Origin of the sequence: Corynebacterium aurimucosum ATCC 700975 (assembly GCF_000022905.1) — a bacterium.
In the GTDB taxonomy this organism is placed as follows: domain Bacteria; phylum Actinomycetota; class Actinomycetes; order Mycobacteriales; family Mycobacteriaceae; genus Corynebacterium; species Corynebacterium aurimucosum_F.
Genome location: NC_012590.1, coordinates 2,148,740 through 2,166,330 on the forward strand (window position 1 = coordinate 2,148,740; position 17,591 = coordinate 2,166,330).

Annotated in this window: 21 protein-coding genes; 1 reads left to right on the plus strand and 20 read right to left on the minus strand. The window is 58.0% G+C overall.

Features of this window, described 5'->3' with window-relative positions; all coding sequences use genetic code 11:
• Nucleotides 1-24 precede the first annotated feature (24 nt).
• The 10 genes from CAURI_RS10230 to CAURI_RS10275 all read right to left on the minus strand — a co-directional run bounded on the left by CAURI_RS10230 (nucleotide 25) and on the right by CAURI_RS10275 (nucleotide 5,932).
• Nucleotides 25-219 carry a hypothetical protein gene (locus CAURI_RS10230; RefSeq protein WP_010191125.1) on the minus strand — a complete coding sequence of 65 codons (195 nt, stop codon included), beginning with the start codon at nucleotides 217-219 and terminating at the stop codon, nucleotides 25-27.
• A 228-nt stretch (nucleotides 220-447) separates the two neighbouring features.
• The gene (locus CAURI_RS10235) at nucleotides 448-921 is read right to left on the minus strand and encodes a hypothetical protein (RefSeq protein WP_010191127.1); all 474 of its coding nucleotides are present in this window, start codon (nucleotides 919-921) and stop codon (nucleotides 448-450) included.
• Nucleotides 921-1,361: a hypothetical protein gene (locus CAURI_RS10240; protein WP_010191128.1), complete on the minus strand. Its 441-nt coding sequence runs from the start codon at nucleotides 1,359-1,361 to the stop codon at nucleotides 921-923. Before CAURI_RS10240 ends, CAURI_RS10235 begins: the two co-directional genes overlap by 1 nt.
• Nucleotides 1,355-2,179 (minus strand): helix-turn-helix domain-containing protein, encoded by an 825-nt coding sequence (locus CAURI_RS14310; protein ID WP_012715236.1) that lies wholly within the window; start codon nucleotides 2,177-2,179, stop codon nucleotides 1,355-1,357. Before CAURI_RS14310 ends, CAURI_RS10240 begins: the two co-directional genes overlap by 7 nt.
• Nucleotides 2,179-2,415: a hypothetical protein gene (locus tag CAURI_RS10245; protein ID WP_010191129.1), complete on the minus strand. Its 237-nt coding sequence runs from the start codon at nucleotides 2,413-2,415 to the stop codon at nucleotides 2,179-2,181. The genes CAURI_RS14310 and CAURI_RS10245 overlap by 1 nt, the downstream gene beginning before the upstream one ends.
• Before the next feature lie 128 nt (nucleotides 2,416-2,543).
• Entirely contained in the window at nucleotides 2,544-2,858 is a 315-nt protein-coding gene (locus tag CAURI_RS10250) for a hypothetical protein (RefSeq protein ID WP_236660807.1), read from the minus strand.
• Between the two features lie 18 nt (nucleotides 2,859-2,876).
• A complete protein-coding gene (locus CAURI_RS13830; RefSeq protein ID WP_050771085.1) occupies nucleotides 2,877-3,611 on the minus strand; it encodes a hypothetical protein in 735 nt (244 codons plus the stop codon).
• Between the two features lie 186 nt (nucleotides 3,612-3,797).
• The gene (recT, locus tag CAURI_RS10265; RefSeq protein ID WP_010191133.1) at nucleotides 3,798-4,616 is read right to left on the minus strand and encodes a recombination protein RecT; all 819 of its coding nucleotides are present in this window, start codon (nucleotides 4,614-4,616) and stop codon (nucleotides 3,798-3,800) included.
• Nucleotides 4,617-4,618: 2 nt separating this feature from the next.
• Entirely contained in the window at nucleotides 4,619-5,617 is a 999-nt protein-coding gene (locus CAURI_RS10270; RefSeq protein WP_010191134.1) for a YqaJ viral recombinase family nuclease, read from the minus strand.
• 90 nt (nucleotides 5,618-5,707) lie between these two features.
• Nucleotides 5,708-5,932: a helix-turn-helix domain-containing protein gene (locus CAURI_RS10275; RefSeq protein ID WP_010191135.1), complete on the minus strand. Its 225-nt coding sequence runs from the start codon at nucleotides 5,930-5,932 to the stop codon at nucleotides 5,708-5,710.
• Between the two features lie 174 nt (nucleotides 5,933-6,106).
• Between CAURI_RS10275 and CAURI_RS10280 the strand changes: the two genes are divergently transcribed.
• Entirely contained in the window at nucleotides 6,107-6,517 is a 411-nt protein-coding gene (locus CAURI_RS10280) for a helix-turn-helix domain-containing protein (protein WP_010191137.1), read from the plus strand.
• 195 nt (nucleotides 6,518-6,712) lie between these two features.
• Here the strand turns inward: CAURI_RS10280 and CAURI_RS10285 are convergent, their stop codons facing one another.
• From CAURI_RS10285 to CAURI_RS10330, 10 genes are all read right to left on the minus strand, one after another.
• On the minus strand, nucleotides 6,713-7,897 hold the full coding sequence (locus CAURI_RS10285) for a site-specific integrase (RefSeq protein WP_010191139.1): 1,185 nt from the start codon (nucleotides 7,895-7,897) through the stop codon (nucleotides 6,713-6,715).
• Between the two features lie 306 nt (nucleotides 7,898-8,203).
• A complete protein-coding gene (locus CAURI_RS10290; protein ID WP_010190929.1) occupies nucleotides 8,204-8,650 on the minus strand; it encodes a hypothetical protein in 447 nt (148 codons plus the stop codon).
• Between the two features lie 15 nt (nucleotides 8,651-8,665).
• Nucleotides 8,666-9,133: a hypothetical protein gene (locus tag CAURI_RS10295; RefSeq protein WP_010190930.1), complete on the minus strand. Its 468-nt coding sequence runs from the start codon at nucleotides 9,131-9,133 to the stop codon at nucleotides 8,666-8,668.
• A gap of 382 nt (nucleotides 9,134-9,515) precedes the next feature.
• On the minus strand, nucleotides 9,516-9,938 hold the full coding sequence (locus tag CAURI_RS10300) for a hypothetical protein (RefSeq protein WP_010190931.1): 423 nt from the start codon (nucleotides 9,936-9,938) through the stop codon (nucleotides 9,516-9,518).
• Nucleotides 9,928-10,338, minus strand: coding sequence for a hypothetical protein (locus CAURI_RS10305; protein ID WP_010190932.1), 411 nt, complete (start codon nucleotides 10,336-10,338; stop codon nucleotides 9,928-9,930). Before CAURI_RS10305 ends, CAURI_RS10300 begins: the two co-directional genes overlap by 11 nt.
• A 2-nt stretch (nucleotides 10,339-10,340) precedes the next feature.
• On the minus strand, nucleotides 10,341-10,706 hold the full coding sequence (locus CAURI_RS10310) for a hypothetical protein (protein WP_010190933.1): 366 nt from the start codon (nucleotides 10,704-10,706) through the stop codon (nucleotides 10,341-10,343).
• Nucleotides 10,707-11,525: a peptidoglycan recognition protein family protein gene (locus CAURI_RS10315; protein WP_010190934.1), complete on the minus strand. Its 819-nt coding sequence runs from the start codon at nucleotides 11,523-11,525 to the stop codon at nucleotides 10,707-10,709.
• A gap of 53 nt (nucleotides 11,526-11,578) precedes the next feature.
• Complete coding sequence (locus CAURI_RS10320; protein WP_010190935.1) at nucleotides 11,579-12,445, minus strand: glycerophosphodiester phosphodiesterase; 867 nt, start codon at nucleotides 12,443-12,445, stop codon at nucleotides 11,579-11,581.
• Entirely contained in the window at nucleotides 12,438-13,583 is a 1,146-nt protein-coding gene (locus CAURI_RS10325) for a collagen-like triple helix repeat-containing protein (RefSeq protein WP_010190938.1), read from the minus strand. The genes CAURI_RS10320 and CAURI_RS10325 overlap by 8 nt, the downstream gene beginning before the upstream one ends.
• A gap of 85 nt (nucleotides 13,584-13,668) precedes the next feature.
• The gene (locus tag CAURI_RS10330) at nucleotides 13,669-17,130 is read right to left on the minus strand and encodes a hypothetical protein (RefSeq protein WP_010190939.1); all 3,462 of its coding nucleotides are present in this window, start codon (nucleotides 17,128-17,130) and stop codon (nucleotides 13,669-13,671) included.
• Between the last annotated feature and the right edge of the window lie 461 nt (nucleotides 17,131-17,591).

Consider the following 17,591-nt stretch of genomic DNA (forward strand, 5'->3'; position numbering starts at 1 on the left):
TAGTGCGATTCCCATGACGGTGCCCTAGATGGTGTTTGCGGCGACGACGGCCCAGAAGTCGGCATCCTCGCCCACGCTGTACACAGCGTTCGGGCCGGTGGCATCGCAGACGATGAGTTCATCGGCAATGGCGTCGATGTCGTGCTCGTTGGCGTACTCACCGAGCGGTTCAATGATTTCGCGCTGGATTGCTTCGTTGCGGGTGGTGTAGGTGGTCATTGGTTTCTCCTTGGTTGGTTGTGGGAGTGGCAGCTCCCTTTTCCTTGGTACGTAACAAATGTTACCCCAAAGGTGTTGTTTAAAGCAACTTTTGTTGTGCGGTCATTTTCACGGTGCGCTGTACGCCCGTTTAAGCGGTTGGAATATGCTCTCCGCATGGTGATGTCAGAGGGCCGGTATTGTTCGCTCTGCGTGCCCGTTGGCCCTGGTTTTTGAGGCGTATTGATGTCATTCTGTCAGTAGGTCGAGGATTGGTTGTGTTTGGAGGGCGCTGTTGTTGGGGTTTTGTTGCGTGAGGTAACTCAGTTCTTCTTTGAGTACTTGGCGGATTTTGCGGCTGTGGGTTTTTTGGGCTGCGGTTCCTACGGCGATTCCTACTGTGGGGGATTTGAGCCAGCGGTTTTTGGCGTTGTAGCCGTTGATGTAGGCCTCTTGGGTGCCGTAGTCGATGGTGAGATGGCCAGCTTCTTCGAGTTGTGAGCCTGCGATTTCTATGTCTTCGGAGATGAGGTCACTACTCATTCCGGCGAGGCGTGCGGGGTGCCAGTCAATGACACCTGCCTGGTTGAGGTCTTGGTGTGTGTGCAGGGCGAGGTAGAGCCATTGGGCGGTGGCGGGGAGGTTGCGAAAGCGGGTTTCGTCCCAGATGTTGGGGTGGAGATTCACGGTGTTTCGTGCGGTGCGGAGTTGACGGCCTGCCATTAGTGGATTGCCTTTCGGGTTTGTGCGAGACGGGTTTTCAGGGCCTGAAAGTCTGGGCCTTCGGTGGTGATTTCGTGCGGTTGGGGTGGCGCGCCGGGCACGGCATCTGGGGTGTAGCGGTCGCCTAGCATTTGCTTGTATTTGGCGTGGAGTCGTTGGGTGCGGAATTCTTCTAGCTCTTGCTTGTCGGTGGGGTTGGTTTCCCAGCGATTTACGGTGTCGTGGGCTGCTTGGAGCATGTCGCGGGGTGTGCACATTTTGTCTGCTACGCGGTGGGTTGCCCAGAGGTAGACGGCTTCGGCCCAGAGGCGTGGGGGGTATTCGCGGTTGAGTGCGGTGGCCCAGGCTTGGGTGATGGTGGGGTCTGGTTTGGGGAAGCGGTCGGGGGCTAGTTTTTTGCCTAGGTTGAGGATTTCAGCGGCGATGCGTGGGCTTACCATGTGAGTTCCTTTATGGGGTCTGCGTCGATGATGGGTGGTTGGGTGGTGCCTAGCCAGTCTTGGGCGGTGCTGGTTGGGGTGTGTGGTCGTGGTTGGTGTTGGGGGCGTGCGTTGCGTATCCAGTTGCGCCAGGTGGCGTTCCAGTCTTTTTTCCGGGCTTTGGAGTCTGGTTGTGAGTTCCAGTAGTCGGTGAATTTGCGGTGTTCAAATTCGAGGTTGATGGTTGGGCATTCGGTTTTCATTTGGGTGATGACTTTTTGGTCTGGTGTCCATCCGTCTGGGAGTAGGTGTGCGCGTTTGGCGGGTCGCTTGGGTGGTGTTTGCCCTAAGGGTGGTTCTGGGATGGTTAAGGATGGTTCAGGACGGTTTGTAGGACACAGCTGTGTCCGGTCGTTTGACCCTGGGTGTCCGGTCGTTCGACCCGTGGTGTCCGGTCGTAGTGCCTCAGATGTCCGCCCGGTCATTTTGTCCGCCCGGTCATCTATGTCCGGTCGTTCGGGGTGCGGGTGGTCATAACTATGTCCGGTCGTTCGGTTCCATAAACACAAGTTCCACACTGTGGGTCGCCGGTCTTGACGGATGTGCTCCACAAAGCGCGGATCGCCTTTTTGGATCAAGCCACCGGTTTCTAAGTCCTTAAGTTTGCGGCGCACGGTACGCACTGAGCATCGGGCACGCTGAGCTATCCAGTCCTGTGATGGGAAAGCTGCTGTTCCGTCATCGTTGGCGCGGTCTGCGAGCGCGTAAAGCACAAGCAAAGCTGTTGCATCTCGGGTGGGGGCAGATTCCATGACCCAGTTCATGGCTCTCAGGCTCATTAAGATTCATCCCCTCCTAAGCTGTAGGCTTCATAGAATTCACCCCATGCCTTGCGCACTACCGGCTCATGGTGGTTGAGGATGGTGTACTGGCACAGGAAATTAACCCCAAAGTCCATGGGGTATCCTTCCCCGGCGTCGTTTCGGTGGCTCTCAATGAGCACGGTTAGAGCTTCGTTGATGATGCGTTGCTCTTCGACAACGTTGGCGTTGGGGTTAGTTTGTGTCTCAGCCATGGCACATCCTCCCTGGTTGTGTGCGGTGGTTTGCCCGTCTGGTGTTGTGGTGGCACCGGGCGGGCTGTTTCGTGTGATGGTGTGTGTGGTTATTCGTTGTCCGTCACTTGCGTAACCGGTCCCTGTAATTACAAGTTTGTGATGCGGGGATTCGTGCCTACCCATTCGCGGACTGCTGCCGCGTGACGGGACGGGGTTTGGGACTCAACGAATCGGCCTGTCGGCTTGATTAGCCCATCAGCGCGTGCATGACGGAAGAAGCTGCCAATCGTGTTCGGGTGATGTGGCTTTGCATCCCCTAGCAATTCCCGAAAGTCGTGCGCGGTGAATGGCTCCCCCGTGCTAGCGAGCTGCGCCATAGCTTTTTGCGCGGCCACATTCCATCCCCGGTGGATAGCGATTTCCGCCATGTAGGCCGCATCACGCGGGTCAATATCAATCATGAGCTGCATCGTGGCCTCCTAGGCTGCTTGTCCAATGGTCTTGCGTTTACGGGCTTCGCGGGAGCGCTCCGTCATTACGCGGGTGTATTCGCGGTAAATGAGGCGCAGCGTTGGGCTAGTGGTGTGACCGCTTTCCACGAGACGTCTGAATGTTCTTCGCTGTCTTTTGAGTGGCCAGGGCTTGTTTTCGTAGTAGTCGAGGATGCTTTCAGCAAAGCCCAATTCGCGTTTGGTGAGCTGTATCAGTGTGCGCGGTTCTGGATGCTGCTCATTTGGGTCATCTATGTCATCCCACATCATGGGTGTTTCCCAGAGGCGGCGCGTTGCTGTCTTGGTAGGCGGGCCAATAACGGGCTTTGTTGCGAGGTTTTCCCACATGGCGGTGACCTTTTTCGCGGTTTCGGGGCTTACCCAATCTGCCCGGTTGAGGGTGATTTTGCAGATGAGGGCGCGGCTTAGTCCGCTGATTTCCGCAAGCTTCGCAGCACTGTATCCGGCTGCTTGTAGGGATTGGAGGCGGCGCTCATAGGGCCATGCGGGGGTGTATCCAATGTGGGATGGTGGTGTGGTAGGTAGCTTTTTGAGGCTGCGGATTGTGGCGTGATGGGTGGCTTTGTTAGCGCCTCTGGTGATGTGGCTGAGACATACGTAGTTGAGGCCGGAGGCCTTGGCGATGGCCCTCATGCTCCACCCGTTATCGGTGAGATGCTGGATAATTTGTTGGGCTTCTTCTACCGTGTGCTTGGGGTGCAATTTGCCTTTCTGGTAGGCGTGTTTGGCGCATAGTCCGTCTTTGCGGTAGGTCTTGTTTTGGCAGTTGGGTCGGTTGCAGGATGGTGCTTTGCTCATTGGTTGGGTGTGTGTTTGGGGCTGGCAGGCCCGATGAATATGGCTTGTGGGGGTGTGGTTAGCGGATGCCCCTCCCCGCCGTCCGCCGCGCTAGGCGGCTTCGCCCTCAGCGGGCTTACTATCCACCACTTCCCCATCCACGTGCTGCGGATAGTCAAGGGCGGATTCGGATAGGTCTACACGCACTGTTTCGTCCGCTGCGATACCCCGATCTAGGTCGGTAGATGACGGCATCCACTTCGCGAGCTGGCGTACACAGGTCTTGTGGGCCATAGCGTCAAAATTGTCAGCCCACGGGCCAAACACTTCACCTTGCTTGTTCTTAGCCTTGGCGAATTCATCACGGTAGGCCAGCATTTCGTCCTTACTCATGACGATGAAGCTGTGTCCCCCGGTGGTGAACTTAGCTACCGCGTAGTAGGCGATTGGGTTGCCCTTCGGACCGTTCATGCATGGCTTGTGGACAAGCTTGTCATCCAGCCCATAGTCAACGTCAAAGTGGTCGTTGGCGTACACGGTGCGGGCGATAAGCGACTGAATCTGCCCAGAGCGGTGAGCCAGCTCAACTAAGCCACGGTAACCAACCACAAGTTGAGCCACCATGCCGCCCTGCTTCCTATCCCAGAATGGCAGCAGGTAAGCATGGCCTAGTACGCCGGGACGCAAACCAAGCTGGGAGCACGTCATGAGTCCACCCAGTACGGACTGTGGGGTGCATTCTGCAAGCTTCGGGGTTTGGCGCAGGCAGGTAAGCGCATCACGTACTAGCTGCTGTGCCTCCATGCCCTTTGGCATTGCGAGCTGGAATTGTGATTCCATGCTTCGGATTTGGTCTGCCAGGGTGACGGGGCGATTCTGCTTAGCCGGGGCGTTGTTAGCGGCCATACGCTGCTCTAGATTGTTTCCCATTGTTAGTTCTCCTTTACAGGGTTGATGCTGGTGTACTGGTATTCGGTGTAAACACCGGGTTTTTCAGCCTTGAATTTGTCCATGTCGAACACGGGCCGGGGACGGGTGTACTGGGTGACTAGTTCAGGCTGGTCTGCCTGTAGGCGCTTCAAGTTGAGCCTTCCGCGCCGGGTGCGTGCCCATACTCGATCACCGCTGGTAAGGCTGTCGTGGCCGTCCATGAGCTGCGCGAGCTGGGCCTTAGCCTGGTTGAGGTCGTGCTCTGCCTGCTTCTTTCGGGTATCGGCATCCATCCATGCGTCCCAAATGTCTTGCACTTCGTCTTCGCTTACCTCACGCGGCTGTGGGGTGTGCGCCCACTCGCTTGTGAGGGCTTCAATGGTGCGGGCGTGTCCGTCTACGCCTGGTGGTGTGTCGGTTTCTACGCAGCGCCAGAACTTTTGTTCCATGTCGAACAGGATTTCCTGAATACGGGGGTTGATTTCATACTCGTAGACTCGCAGGTCTGACCCAGCAATGAGGGCGGCTACCACTGCCCTATCTGCCCCTGTGACCATTGCGGAGTGCGTGACCTGGATTTCAGCGTGGTCTGCTATCTGGCCGTCCCACTTGTGGCGCTGCGATAGGTGCACGGTCTTGGCTTCAAAGATGCGTCCGTCTTCTGTCCACCCGTCGAGGTTGCAGCGCATCCAGTCGTGTTTAGTGGACTTGTAGCCTACTTCTGGCTTTACAATCCCTACGCCTAACTCTTCGGCGGTTGCGTCAAGGATGACCGGCTCTAGGCGGTTTCCCCATTCACGTAGGCGCTCTGTGGTCTTGTCTACGGGTGGGTCGATGGGTGCGCGCCCGGTCTTAATCTCCCATAGGCTGTAGGGGGATTCGAAGGTGGATAGGCCCGCGATGGCGGATGCGTCGCTGCTTCCGATACCCTCGTTGCGTTGCGCTAGCCATTCTGCGCGATTGTTTGTCGCTGGTAGCGGCACGTATGTGGTATTATTCATGTGCGTTTCCTATTGGTTGGGATTCGTATTGAACCTGCCCCGGCACACTTTTGGGAATGGCAGTTCCCGTGCTTTGTGTGGCGGGTTCTTTTATGCGGTGAGTAGTTTGCGTTCCTGCATTTCTGCTTGTTGGGCTAGGAAGTGCATGAAGTCGTCAGCGTCTTCGATACTGATTCGCCATGCTGGTTTGACTGCGTTGGTGGAAATGTTGACGGCTGTGAGGTTTCCGGCGTTGATATGGCCACGGATGAAGTTGGGGCTGAGGTCGTACATTTGGGCCATTGAGGTGACACTCATATAGCGCTTTTCTGGCATTTTGTATCCTTTGGCAGTTGGTTGGGTGGTGTTACATAGTGCAACTTGGTGCAACTTGGTGCAACACCGTTAATGTTACATGAGGTGACAATCGGGCGCAACTTTTGTTGCGTCGTACTGTAGTTACGCGCATGTCATTACGCGCAAATGTCACATTGGGTTACATTTGTTGTCATGATAAACAGCATTTTTAACCTCTCGGAATTAGTACGCCTAGAGCGACAGCGGGCCGGAATGAACCAGGCGGAGCTTGCCGAAGCGATGGGCCGCGACCGTAGTTGGGTAGTGCAATTGGAGCGGGGCCGCCGCTATAACGGCAACCGTTTTGAGACGGAGCCGGAAATGGTGCTAAAGCTCGCGGCGGTGCTCAATATTGACCCTGTGGAGGCGCTGGTGGCCTCTGGGATTGATAAATCAGAATGGCCCGATTTATCGCATATACGTTCGAAGAGTGCTAATGTTCGAACCGTCGATATAACCACCCTGTCCAACTCGCAGGCTAAGTTAGTCGAACAGTTAGTCAAAGAATTCAAAGACGGGAACAAGCAGAATGAAAGTGGTAAACAGCCTGGTAGACACCTATGACCTCCTAGTAATCCCCCAAGCTGGCATTACCCAACCAGCACCACACCTAACCCCCACCCAAGCCCAACATGCCACAAAGGCATGGCGCGACTACGGCACCGAAACTAACCTATCGTTCGAACATACATGGACAGTCGCCGTAGCCCACATCATAGATGGTGACCTAAAAATCACCACCACAATGCTAATCCCCGCTTAGTCCAACTTCTCTAGCGCGTCGCGCATCGCATCCTCAGACGAATGCAGATAATGCCGCGTAGACAAAAGCGTTGAGTGCCCAGCAAACTGCCTAATCAACTCCGCATCCACACCCGCATCCAGCAGATGCGAAATCACCGTATGGCGCGCCGTATGAAGCACCATCCTGCGCACCCCAGCACGCTCACACAGCTCATACCATGCCGCATCATCCACCTTGTTCAGAATGGGCTTACCCTCATCGTGGAAAACCAATCCTGATTCCTGCCCCTGGTGCAGCTCCACCATCGCGGCATGAAACACGTTCGACATAGGCAGCACACGTGATGACCGCGCCGTCTTCGGACGAACAAACCACAGTCCCTTGTGACACGGGCGATGCTCATACCCTGGTGCTACATCCGGGCGGCGCTTAGGGCACCTCGCCGCCGTGACCTTACTGCCGCATTCGCAGCCCTCGCCATGTACCCATGGGATGCGCTGCACCTGCCATGACAAATCGACTAGGCCACGGTCGAGGTCTACCCTGTCCCACTCCAGCCCCAAGCATTCGCCTTGACGTACAGCCATTGTCAGCGCTAGTGCCCACCTGGCGCGCATCATGGGGCTGTCCCCCGCCATGGTGGTGAGAATGGCCTTAGCCTCCGCCTTTGAGTAGGCCTCACGCGGCACGCTGTTGGCTTTGGGCCTGTCCATGCGGTCACACGGGTTTACGGTGATTTTACCCTCATGTACCGCGTCTTTCAGGCACTTAGACAGCGTGGCGTGGACAGCCTGTATCGTGCGGTCGCTGGCACCACCTTGCCGCATCTTCTTGTGTAGGTGGCGCACGTGCTCTGGGGTGAGCTGGTCGATGCGATTGCGCCCGATGTGAGGGATGTGGTTTCTCCCATAGGAGCGATAGTTATCTAGGACGCGGGGCCGCACCCTGTGATAGGCGATATTGTCACACCAATAGGCCCACCACTCATTAAGGGTGGGTGTAGTTCCGGCCTGGTATGTGCCATCCTCTAGCTCTTTGAGCTTGGCTTTGACCTTGGCGGCTAGACGCTGCTTAGTCTTCGCGGTGACACGCACCCGCCAGCGGTTGCCGTTAGGCCTATGGCCTAGGTCGATGATGCGGTAGTAGACCTCTTTCTTCTTATCGAAGTTGAGGTCTCCGATGTTTCTGACTTGGGGCATGAGTGTGTTTCCCTTTCACTCTGTCCGCTGGTTCTAGTAGAACCAAAAGTAGAACCATGACCATGTTTGATGGTGTTAAACTGTGGTACAGGGTAACATTTTGGGCTTTCCAGCGACCTGCGTAAATAGCTACAAATGTTGCATGATACAACATTTTTACTCAGCCTTCCAAGCTGAAGACGCGGGTTCGATTCCCGTCATTCCCTCCACGCAAAATAGCCCCACCACCTGCACAAATAGAGGGTGGGGCTATTTTTGTACCGGCCTGTACCGGTAGCCGTGGTAGCTGACAAGGTAGCTAGCCGCTCACCTTACCCAGCGCTGCACCGTCGATGGGGTGCGCCCGCACATTTTCGCAACTTGATAGGCGCTCACATCGTAGGACATGGCATCCTGCACCCACTCAGAGCGGGCATCTTTCAGCTCTGCGGTAATCGTCTCTAGCTCGCGGATTTGGTCATCTGCCCATTTGATTTGCGCCATGTACACGGCCTCGTTGTACCCATCTTTCCCAGCACGCGCCATCTCTAGCGGCTTCGCAAACAGGGTTTCCACCCAGGCACGCTGGCCGGGGGCAAGCTCTCCCGTGGCCTTTTCGTAATCGTCTTCCGACGCGGCCAGGCCCTTACGGGCGGATTCGAGGGCGACCCGGTTGCCGGTCGTGCGCTCGGCTCTGACCGTCTTGGTGGCCATGCCAATGAGTGTGATTTTCGTGCCGATGCGGTTGAGTGTGTCGGGGCTAATGATTTGCATGGGTGGGGTTCCTTTCTAGTTGTCGCCTTTGAGGGCGGAGATGTAGGTGGATGCGTCGCGGCGGGTCATGTTGGCGACTTCTTTGAGGGTGGTGGGGCCAGCGCTGAACCAGGTGGTGTTCTGGCCGCCGTGCTGTGCGAGCAGGCTCATGATGTAGTCCACCTGGCGGTCGGTGGCGAGTGGGCCGCGTGTCTCTTCTTTTTCTGCTACCTCTTCATTGGTGGTCTTAACTTCTGCTTGCGCTTCGGCTTCGCGCTTGGCGGCGAGTTCGGCGCGCAGCTTTTCAAGTTCAGCCTGTCGCTTGTCGCAGAGCGTGATGGCTTTCTCGACGGATTCAACGTTGCGGAATTCTTCACGCCCGGTGTTGCGGCTGACCACTGCGGTTTCGTAGACGCGCTTACCGTTGACGAATCCGGTTTGGGTGACCACCTGGTAGTCCTCGGTGGTGTAGTGGGTTTCGTGGGTGCGCATCTGGCGTGCCATGGTGGGTTCCTTTGCTTTGCTGTTCCTTGCTTACATACCCATTATGACGCACCGCGTACTAATACGCAAGACGTACTAAAATAGGGGGTATAAAACGGGGGTAGCGCGGGCCACAGGCAGTCTGCCGTTGCGCGGCGGAAGCGCATGAAGTAGGCTCATGTGTGCTCCCCGCATTTGCGGGGGTGAGCCGTTGTCGATGTTCAATACATCGCACTGTAGCTCTATTTCCCTGTGTTAGCAGGGGTGAGCCGTTGCTGATGCTCAACACGTCATGCAGATTGCTCTTATTCCCCGCGTTAGCGGGGATTTTTTAATGCCTAAAACGCAGAAAATGACCCCACCCGCGTGGGGTGAGGGTCAAAATTCAAAGGCTTTCACAAGCCTAGTCAGCGCCGGGATACGTCGAAAGCTTCCACTCTGGGTACGTCATCATCGGCGGCGGCGGGAGGGTAATGTCACGCTCCACGGCCCAGAATTGGAGCTTGCGCCAGTACCCAGCAACATAAAGCTGGTACTCGTGGTGCGACTTGTCCTTGGCGCGTAGCTCCCCCACCTCCTCGTCGAGGCGCTGAATCGTCTCCTCCATACGGTCAAGACGGCGCGCATCACTGGCCTCATCGGCGGCGATTGCGGCCTGCTTGTGCCTGGTGAGCGCCTTGGAGGCTGCGCCTATGATGCCGCCGTAATTCTCTGCTGCCTTGGAGAATAGGCCACTCACGAAGGCGAGGATAATCGCGATGGAGAGGAAGAAACCCAACGGGTTCTTGGAGCCGGATAGGAATGTGAGTATTTCGTCAATCTGCACTATGCTCCTTCCGGTTTTTAGCGACTGCCATGCGGACGGTTAAGGCCCAGGCGATGACTCCCCAGATGAACGCGGCACTGAGGTACAGGGTGAGATAGCGCCAGTCGTCTATCGTGTCGTCCGCGTAGACGTTGTCCACGACCATGAGGGCGAAGGCGATGTAGATAGCCGCCGACAGCATTGCGCCCGAGCGCACGACGTTATCCCGCTTGGTGACCAGCCCCGCCGTGATGACCAGGGCGGCGACGACACACGCCAGCCCCCAGGCGAAGGCGGGGCCAATACTGTCTATCTCGAAGACACCGGTGCCGGGCCTGCTGTCACCGAAGAGGTAGTCGAGGCCGCGTGACGCCTCTTGGAAGGCGAGCGCGGCGATAATAAGCCGTAGGGTGCGGGTCACGGCTACTCCGCCGCTGTGGTCGGCCCTGTGTACACCGGCAGGGTGGGCGGTGCCTGCTCCGCTTGGGTGGCCTCCGCCTGCTCCGCCAATCGCGGCGCCATGGACGGGGTGACACCATCGACGGTGAGGCGGTTGACGAGTGTGGTGACGAAGAAACCGATACCACCTACGAGAAGTGCCGTCCATTCCGGGGCGTCCGCCAAGTACACGGGGGCAACACCCGCCACCCACGCCAGTGCTTGCAGCACGAGCATGATGGTGCCTTTGTAGCGTAGCCACCACGGCTGCGCCACCAGCTCAGCGGCAACGGCCTCCGCAACCTGCTCCCCCACCGTCGTGAAGATTGGGTTCTTGTAATGCTTTCCCATTTACTTCTTCCTCCGCTTCAATTCGTCTAGGTCTGCCTGAATCTGCGCGAGCTGGCAGCGGATTGCTGCAAGTGCATCAACCGGGGTGAGGTTGCGGCCTTGGCTATCCTGCCCTAATTGAGGCCAACCCTTACCCGACGGGCCACGCAATTGCCGCCAGATTTCCTGAATCGCATCAAACTGTGGGGTGAAAAACCCACTAATGAATGCGCGGGTGTGCGCGTTTACTTGTTCTACAGCGTTCATGGTGACGCTACTCCCTCCAGTGTTCTTGGCCGGTTGCTTTGGTGTAGTCTTGCCGGTCATTTGGTCGTACCAGTGCTGAGCGCGACGAATATACGCATCGTGGTACTTATGGCCGGGGCGTAGGTGATACGGGCACGCGGTGGAACCACCAGACTCCGCACTGTGGAACCTGACGTTCTTACCGGACACGGGCCTGCCTAGTTTGTAGTAGCGACACAGAGCGGCTACTAGGTGCGCGCCTGCCTCGCGGGTGGCTTCACTGATAGGCCAATCCTGGTCAGGTCCACCACTATTAGAGTGCTCGATACTGATGGAGCGCTGGTTTGAGTACAAGTTCGCGTTCGACCATGCGGTGTCGGAATCGTTGACGGCTTGGCCAATCATCCCGGTTGGGGAGATGGCGTAGTGGGCACTAGCGGCCCGGTCTTGCCAGACTCTTACGCAGTCGTCAATGTCGCCAATCATGGCCATGTGGTGCAGAGTAACGAACTCGATTTTCGCCCCGCCCCTGCCTGGTGTGTAGTGCTTTCTGAGCAGGTTGTATTTATCCGGCTCGACGTTCATCCAATCCATGGATCCCTCCTTTGGGCAAAAATTTAGCGCCCCGTGGGGCGCGGTCGGTTTCTTTATGGGTGTACGGTGCTCGGCACTGATGACATCAACCCATCCGCCCCTTTATCAAGGGCCACCCGGGCCTGCGACGCGGAGGTGATGATGTGCGCAATCGTCGGCTTACCTGCCGCTTTCAGCCGGTCCCAGCCTGCCTGTGTGGCGTTCCATTCCAGGCCGAGGATGTCCCAGCGTGACAGGTCCGCTGCGTCTAGCTCGTTCTCGTACACCATGCACATGACGGTGTAGCCCCTAGCTTTGGCGCGCTCGGCGCTATCAGAGCCAGAGAAAAGCTTCCAGATGACACGCTCAGTAGGGTCGTCGAAAAGCTCCTCTAGCTTCTTAAAGAGCGCTTCCTCCGAGGCTAGGTCGTCCGGGTTCGTGTTAATGCCCGCCGAGGTGGTCTTGTGGTCCAGGGCCAGCACCGTCCCCTCCGGCATCATCTCTACGACCTCTTCTAGCCGCATAAACGGCCCGGTCTCCTGCTTTAAGGTTTTGATAGTGGCCCAGTCGGTGTTCCAGATTTCGTGCTTTACGCCGGTAGTGCGCTTCGTAGTCCAGTCATGCGAGCCGATGTACACGCCGTCCTTGGTGCGGTAGGTGGAGAACTCGTAGCAGCGGAACCCGGCATCAATCGACGCTTGTAGGCCTACCTTGGTCATCTCTGGGTATTCGGTGCCGCCGAAGCGGTGCGCCATGTAAAACGGGCGGGTCTTTAGGAAGCCCTTAACACCAGGCTCCGCCACAGGGTTAGGGTTAGGTGTATCGCCCTGCGAGTCGTCGCCTACCTGACCCAACACCATGGGAATATCCCCGCCCTGGGTACGCCGCCATAATTGCATCTCACGGTCCCCGCCCGGGGTACGCATCATGACCTTAAGCACGGCACACCACCTGTACGCCAGACCCGTTCGACGCCTGGGGGTTCGGGTAGGTGACTAGCATGTCGCCAGGCCCGCCCTTCGCCACCACAACGGTCTGCGGGTTCGCATCCTGCTCGGTGACGTGAATCTTCTCCCAGCCGGGGGAAATACTAATCTGACCAGCGGTTTCCTGCGCAGTTGTACGCTCAAAAGCAAAGCCCAAAATGAGGTCACCGGCCACAGCGGGCGCAGCCGGGGCAGTAACCGTAGTAGGTGTGCCACCCTGCGTACGGTCAGCCACCGCACCAGCAGTCACCGTAGACGCCCCACGAACCGCAATAGCAGCCCAGCCAACATCAGCAGGAAGAGCAGACTTCACAGTCAAATCAGTCGTGTAGTCACCCTCAATAATCCAGGATTGCTGTGTACCTACCCAGTAGCCGTTAACGGGCTGCGTAAACCCAGCCGGGGGTGTCATAGACATACCAGACTTACCCTGCGAGTTAATCGCAATAATGATCTTGTCGCCCGGCTTCGCACCGGAAATCTTCGGCACAATAGACGACACGCCGGAAGAGTTACCAGAAGCAACGCCCACAATCGTAATATCGGTCGGGAGCGGCTCAGGCGCCGATGGTATACCCCCGCCGGGGTTAGGCGACGGATTCGGCGGAACCCCGCCGGGCACACCAGCGGCACGTATAGCGTACAAAGTGCCGATAGGTAGCCTAGCCGCCTCAGCGGAGCTAGCCACCACCGTAATACCAGCAGGACCGGCAGGGCCGGAGTCACCCTTAGGCCCCGTGTCACCCTTAGGCCCCGGATTACCCTTAGGACCCCTCAACGAGGGCGACGTCTTACCCCCAACCGTCAGCCGGTCTCCCTCCCACGAGGTAGACTCCGCCACCTTCGCGACCCTATCCGCATCAGCCCTAGCAGCCGACGCCGACCTAATAGCCGCCTCCTCAGCCCGCTTAGCCACCGAAAGCTTATCCGCCGCGGAGTTAAACAACCCCTCAATATCCCCGTCGTACCCGGTAGGGATTGGCAGGTGGAGCATATTTACCCCATCCAGCTCAATCATCGCCCTACCGGTGCGGACGATATCGTCATCGTCAACAAACCTCGCGGTTACCTTAGCGCTGAATTCTTCCTGCACCCCGTCACCTCCGCCGCTTTAATTGTGCTCATGAGGGCAGTGTGAGGGAGGGGTGAATGCGGTCGGAATTAGGAAGGCGGAGCGCCTAGACCTCCTCAATCCAGGTACCGGTAAGCTCCGCGCTCTTCATACGCCGAGCACCATCCGTAAGAGCCGACGTGTAAACCTCGGCGCTGATAGTCTCCCCAGGCTGCAACACCTGGTTAGACACCGTCGTGGACATCCACTTCTCGCCATTGCCGAGGAAAGTCAGCGGCCCCAACTTCGTCATCATGTACTGGCGGAGCGTCCTATCGCCTGCACGAATACGGATGCCGTACATGTCGTCATAGGTAGATGCCGCCCATGTGACTTTCAGCCTCAAGGTAGCTTGGCGGGCAACCTTGGTCGGGGCGGGGTAAGTCATTATGCTCTGCCAGGTTCTACGCGGTATGGCGCTGCTGTCAGCAGATTTATCAACCGTGACCTGCCGTTTCGAGACGGAAGCCCACCGGGCGAAAACAAAAGCATGGTTAGGAGTTGACGTAAGGTTGTACGAGCTTAAGTTTGAATCAAGCGTGCGGACGATACTATAAGTCTGCTTGATTTCAGTAGCGCCAGACGGAGCCGTGCCGGTGCTAGCATGCCACTGCACGTTAAATACGCTCCCGCCCACCATATCGGTGAGCGTGATTTGCCACCCCGGTTCCCCATCGTTTCGTTTCTCCACGGGGATACGTGGGTCTGACGTGCCTGCCGGGGTCGCCATGATCTCCCGAATACGGCCCCGAGACTCATCCGCGATTTGCTTCTGCACCGCAATAAGCTGAACGATTTGCTCAGTCTGCTGGGCGTCAAGCTCCTCTGTAAGCTTGCGGAACGCCTCATTCTGATCATTGATTTCCAGCTGCTGCGCTTGGAATTTAGCGGCGGCGTCGTTGATTTTCTGCTGCTGCTCATTCCACGCATCCTGCGATACCCATTTGATGTTGTTTACGTCGTTGTAGGCAGATTGGGCGGCCAGGGTGAGCTGCACAGCCTTGTTGAAGTTGTTCTGATTCTCCTCAGACCAGAAAGCAACCACGGCGGCGGTCGCCGGGTCGACGTACTCCTTGGCCTCCTTCACGAGACGCCCGTAGGTTTCCAGCTCCGTCGTGAACGAGGTGGACAGGTCGCTGATTGCCTTTTGGCGTGCCCGAGCCTCGTTAGAATCGCCCAAAGCGCGGGCCTGTGCCTCAGCCGCAATAGCAGCCTTACGCGCCGCTTCCTCCGAAGACAGGGCATTCTTACGCGCCTCAGCCTCGGCACTAATACCAGACTGCCGGGACTGCCGCTCAGAGGCTATCTGGCCAGACAGTTGTGCGCTAGCCGAGTTGAGCTTAGCCTCCAGCTGTCCGCGTAGGTCTGTGCCCGCCCTTTCACGGGCCTGTTGCTCGTTACGTAGTGCCTCCACACGGGCCTGCTGCTCCGCGCTCAATCCGTTTTTAAGCTCTTGACGCCACGTATCTCCCAGCTCCATTAGCGAGGCACTGTAAGCCCTATAGGATGCCTCGAAGCTGCGGGTTAGCTCCCCCGTCGACTTATCCACAATGTCCTGCACAGCCTGCTTGGGGACCTTCCTAGCGGGGGCAAGTAAAGCCTTACGGCTAGACCTCTCAGAGTCGGACACCAACGACTTAAACCGGCTCATAATGCCATTATCGCGCCTGCCAAGAATAGGCTCCACAGTCAGCTCCTCTGTGGAGGACGCTTTCAGCGTATAGCCCATAATCACCTCGGAGACGCGGGTGTTACCGTCCACAAAGCTGATACGGTCGCCCGGCTTCCAGCCCGGTACTACACGCCCATCGGGGCGGCGCATATCATCCCCGAACACTACACTTTGGTGGTGCCCTGGGGTGAGGCTCATGCTAGTTGTACCCTGGGAAGCCGCCCACTCGCGGGCAATATCAGCGGTAGGGTTCGTACCCCCTGTGGAGGAAAGACTCATGTATTTCTCCCGCAGGAAGAAAGGCCCGGCCGCCTCAATATTCACCCGCCCCCCGGCCCTACTGAAGGACACATCGGTCCCGTCAATCGTGGCGTGGGGCTGAACGTCCACGTCCAGGCGCTCCACCGCCCCCGGCATCGTAGCCGAGGAAGGCAGCAACGCCTTAGCCTTATCGCCCTCCGCCGAGGTCACAGTCCCCTGCGGTTTAAGCACACCCGACTCTAGGGCGGCAATAGTTTGCGCGTCCAACTGGCCGCCACCAATGAGCATCGCCCCATCGGGTGCGGTTTCCGTAGTGGCCCACCGCTTCAGCCCACCACCGGGCGCGGAGGAAAACACGACTCCACGCCTATCCCGGCCTGCGTGCTGCCACACCAAAACGCCCGGCGTTTGGGGCTGCCCGTACTCCGTTGGCGCGTAGCGCTTATTATCGGCCCGGAACTCCTCCGGGGTGGCCAGCACCCAGCCCGCTCCATCTTTCCAGGCGTAGGCCTCACCCTTACCTATCTTCCCTAGTGCCTCCGCGACACTACCTATAGCCTCACCCTGGGTAGTTCTCACCAGGCCGTCGGAAATAGATGCCTTAAGGGCGGGGGTTTCCTTGAAAGTTCCCGCCGCCCAGTGGGTCACGAAATGCGGGCGTCCGGCCTGCGCCCCAGGGGCAACACTAATCCGGTCGCGGCTAATCACGTGCACGCCGGCCGGGTCAACCTCGGCGTAGTAGCCGACAGGGCGCTCCACTACCGTCTCGAACGGCACCCAGCAGATACCGTCCATCGGCTCGGCTAGTAGGGCGCCATCCCCCACCTGGCCCCTACCGGCCCAAGAGTTATCCGGCATAGGGGGAACATCCAGCGGCACGGCGGCACCGTATACGCGGGGGTTTATTGACGCCATCGGCCACACCCCCTTCCCAAGTTGGGCCTTAGCCCAATCGCGTTCCATCGGCCCCTCATAGTGGAGGGCCGTACCGACCCCGGGAATAGCCTCACCGGGCAGCAGCTTACGCACCTGCACAAAAGAATCAGACCCGGCCAGCGGCTCCTCCAAAAGACCGGCCACGTAATCCTCGGTGCGCACCTCCACCTGCACCGGGTCCCCCGCGTGGTCAATCAGCACATAGGTTGGAAGCCCGGTGCGCACCGCGCCACGCGCAATAAGCTTATGGGTTACCTCCCCCAACGGTCCCTCCTCCACATCTGAGGAACCATCCGCCGCCGACGCCACAGGGCCGCGCCCCAACATGCGGTGAAAGTGCTTCGTCTCTGACTGAACCGTCACCCGCAGGTATCGGGTGCCATCTGCCTCCTGCCCCGTCTCGGTGGACTCCACGTAGCCGTCCCAGCGCACACCATTCACCTCGAAGGTGACTGGTACTGGCACATGGCGGGCGGCGCGTAGCCGGGAAGCCCTCGGGTGGTCTTCCGCAAGGCGAATCTCACCTGTGTCCACGCCCCAATCCTCACGCCACTGGAGGTTAATCTCCTCCCAAGGGGCGAGGCTCCACCACTGGGACATTGACACATCCCAGACGCGGGCGTCGATGACTTCATGGCGGGGGGTGTGCTTGACTACCATGCTCGGCTAAACTCCGGTATCCACTCGATAACACATTTAAAGTCACTACCCGGGCTTACCACGTCAACCTCCACCTGGCCGATACCATCCACCGGATGAACCGGGTTAGGCCAGAACGGGACAACAGCGCTAAAGTCCGGCTCACCAGAAAGGTTAGTGACGTACCGCCGCTCGGGGTGGGAGTCAATAGCCCACCCAGCAGCACGATAGGGTAATTCTTGCCAAGTATCTTTAGCGGTCAGCCTCAGCCTGGCGCTTTTATATCTCCCCGAGATACGGAATGAAGGCCAAATGTCCGTATCCCCGTCTATAAGTATAGGGATAAGACCGTACAGGTCCCCCGGCCCAAGCTCCAGACGCTCCCTAAACCTGCGTGTCGTATCTCCGGAGAACTCCAGGATTACGCTAAGCTTCGCGACCTTCGCCCCGCCCGGAGACTGGAACCACTCAATTTTTGAAAC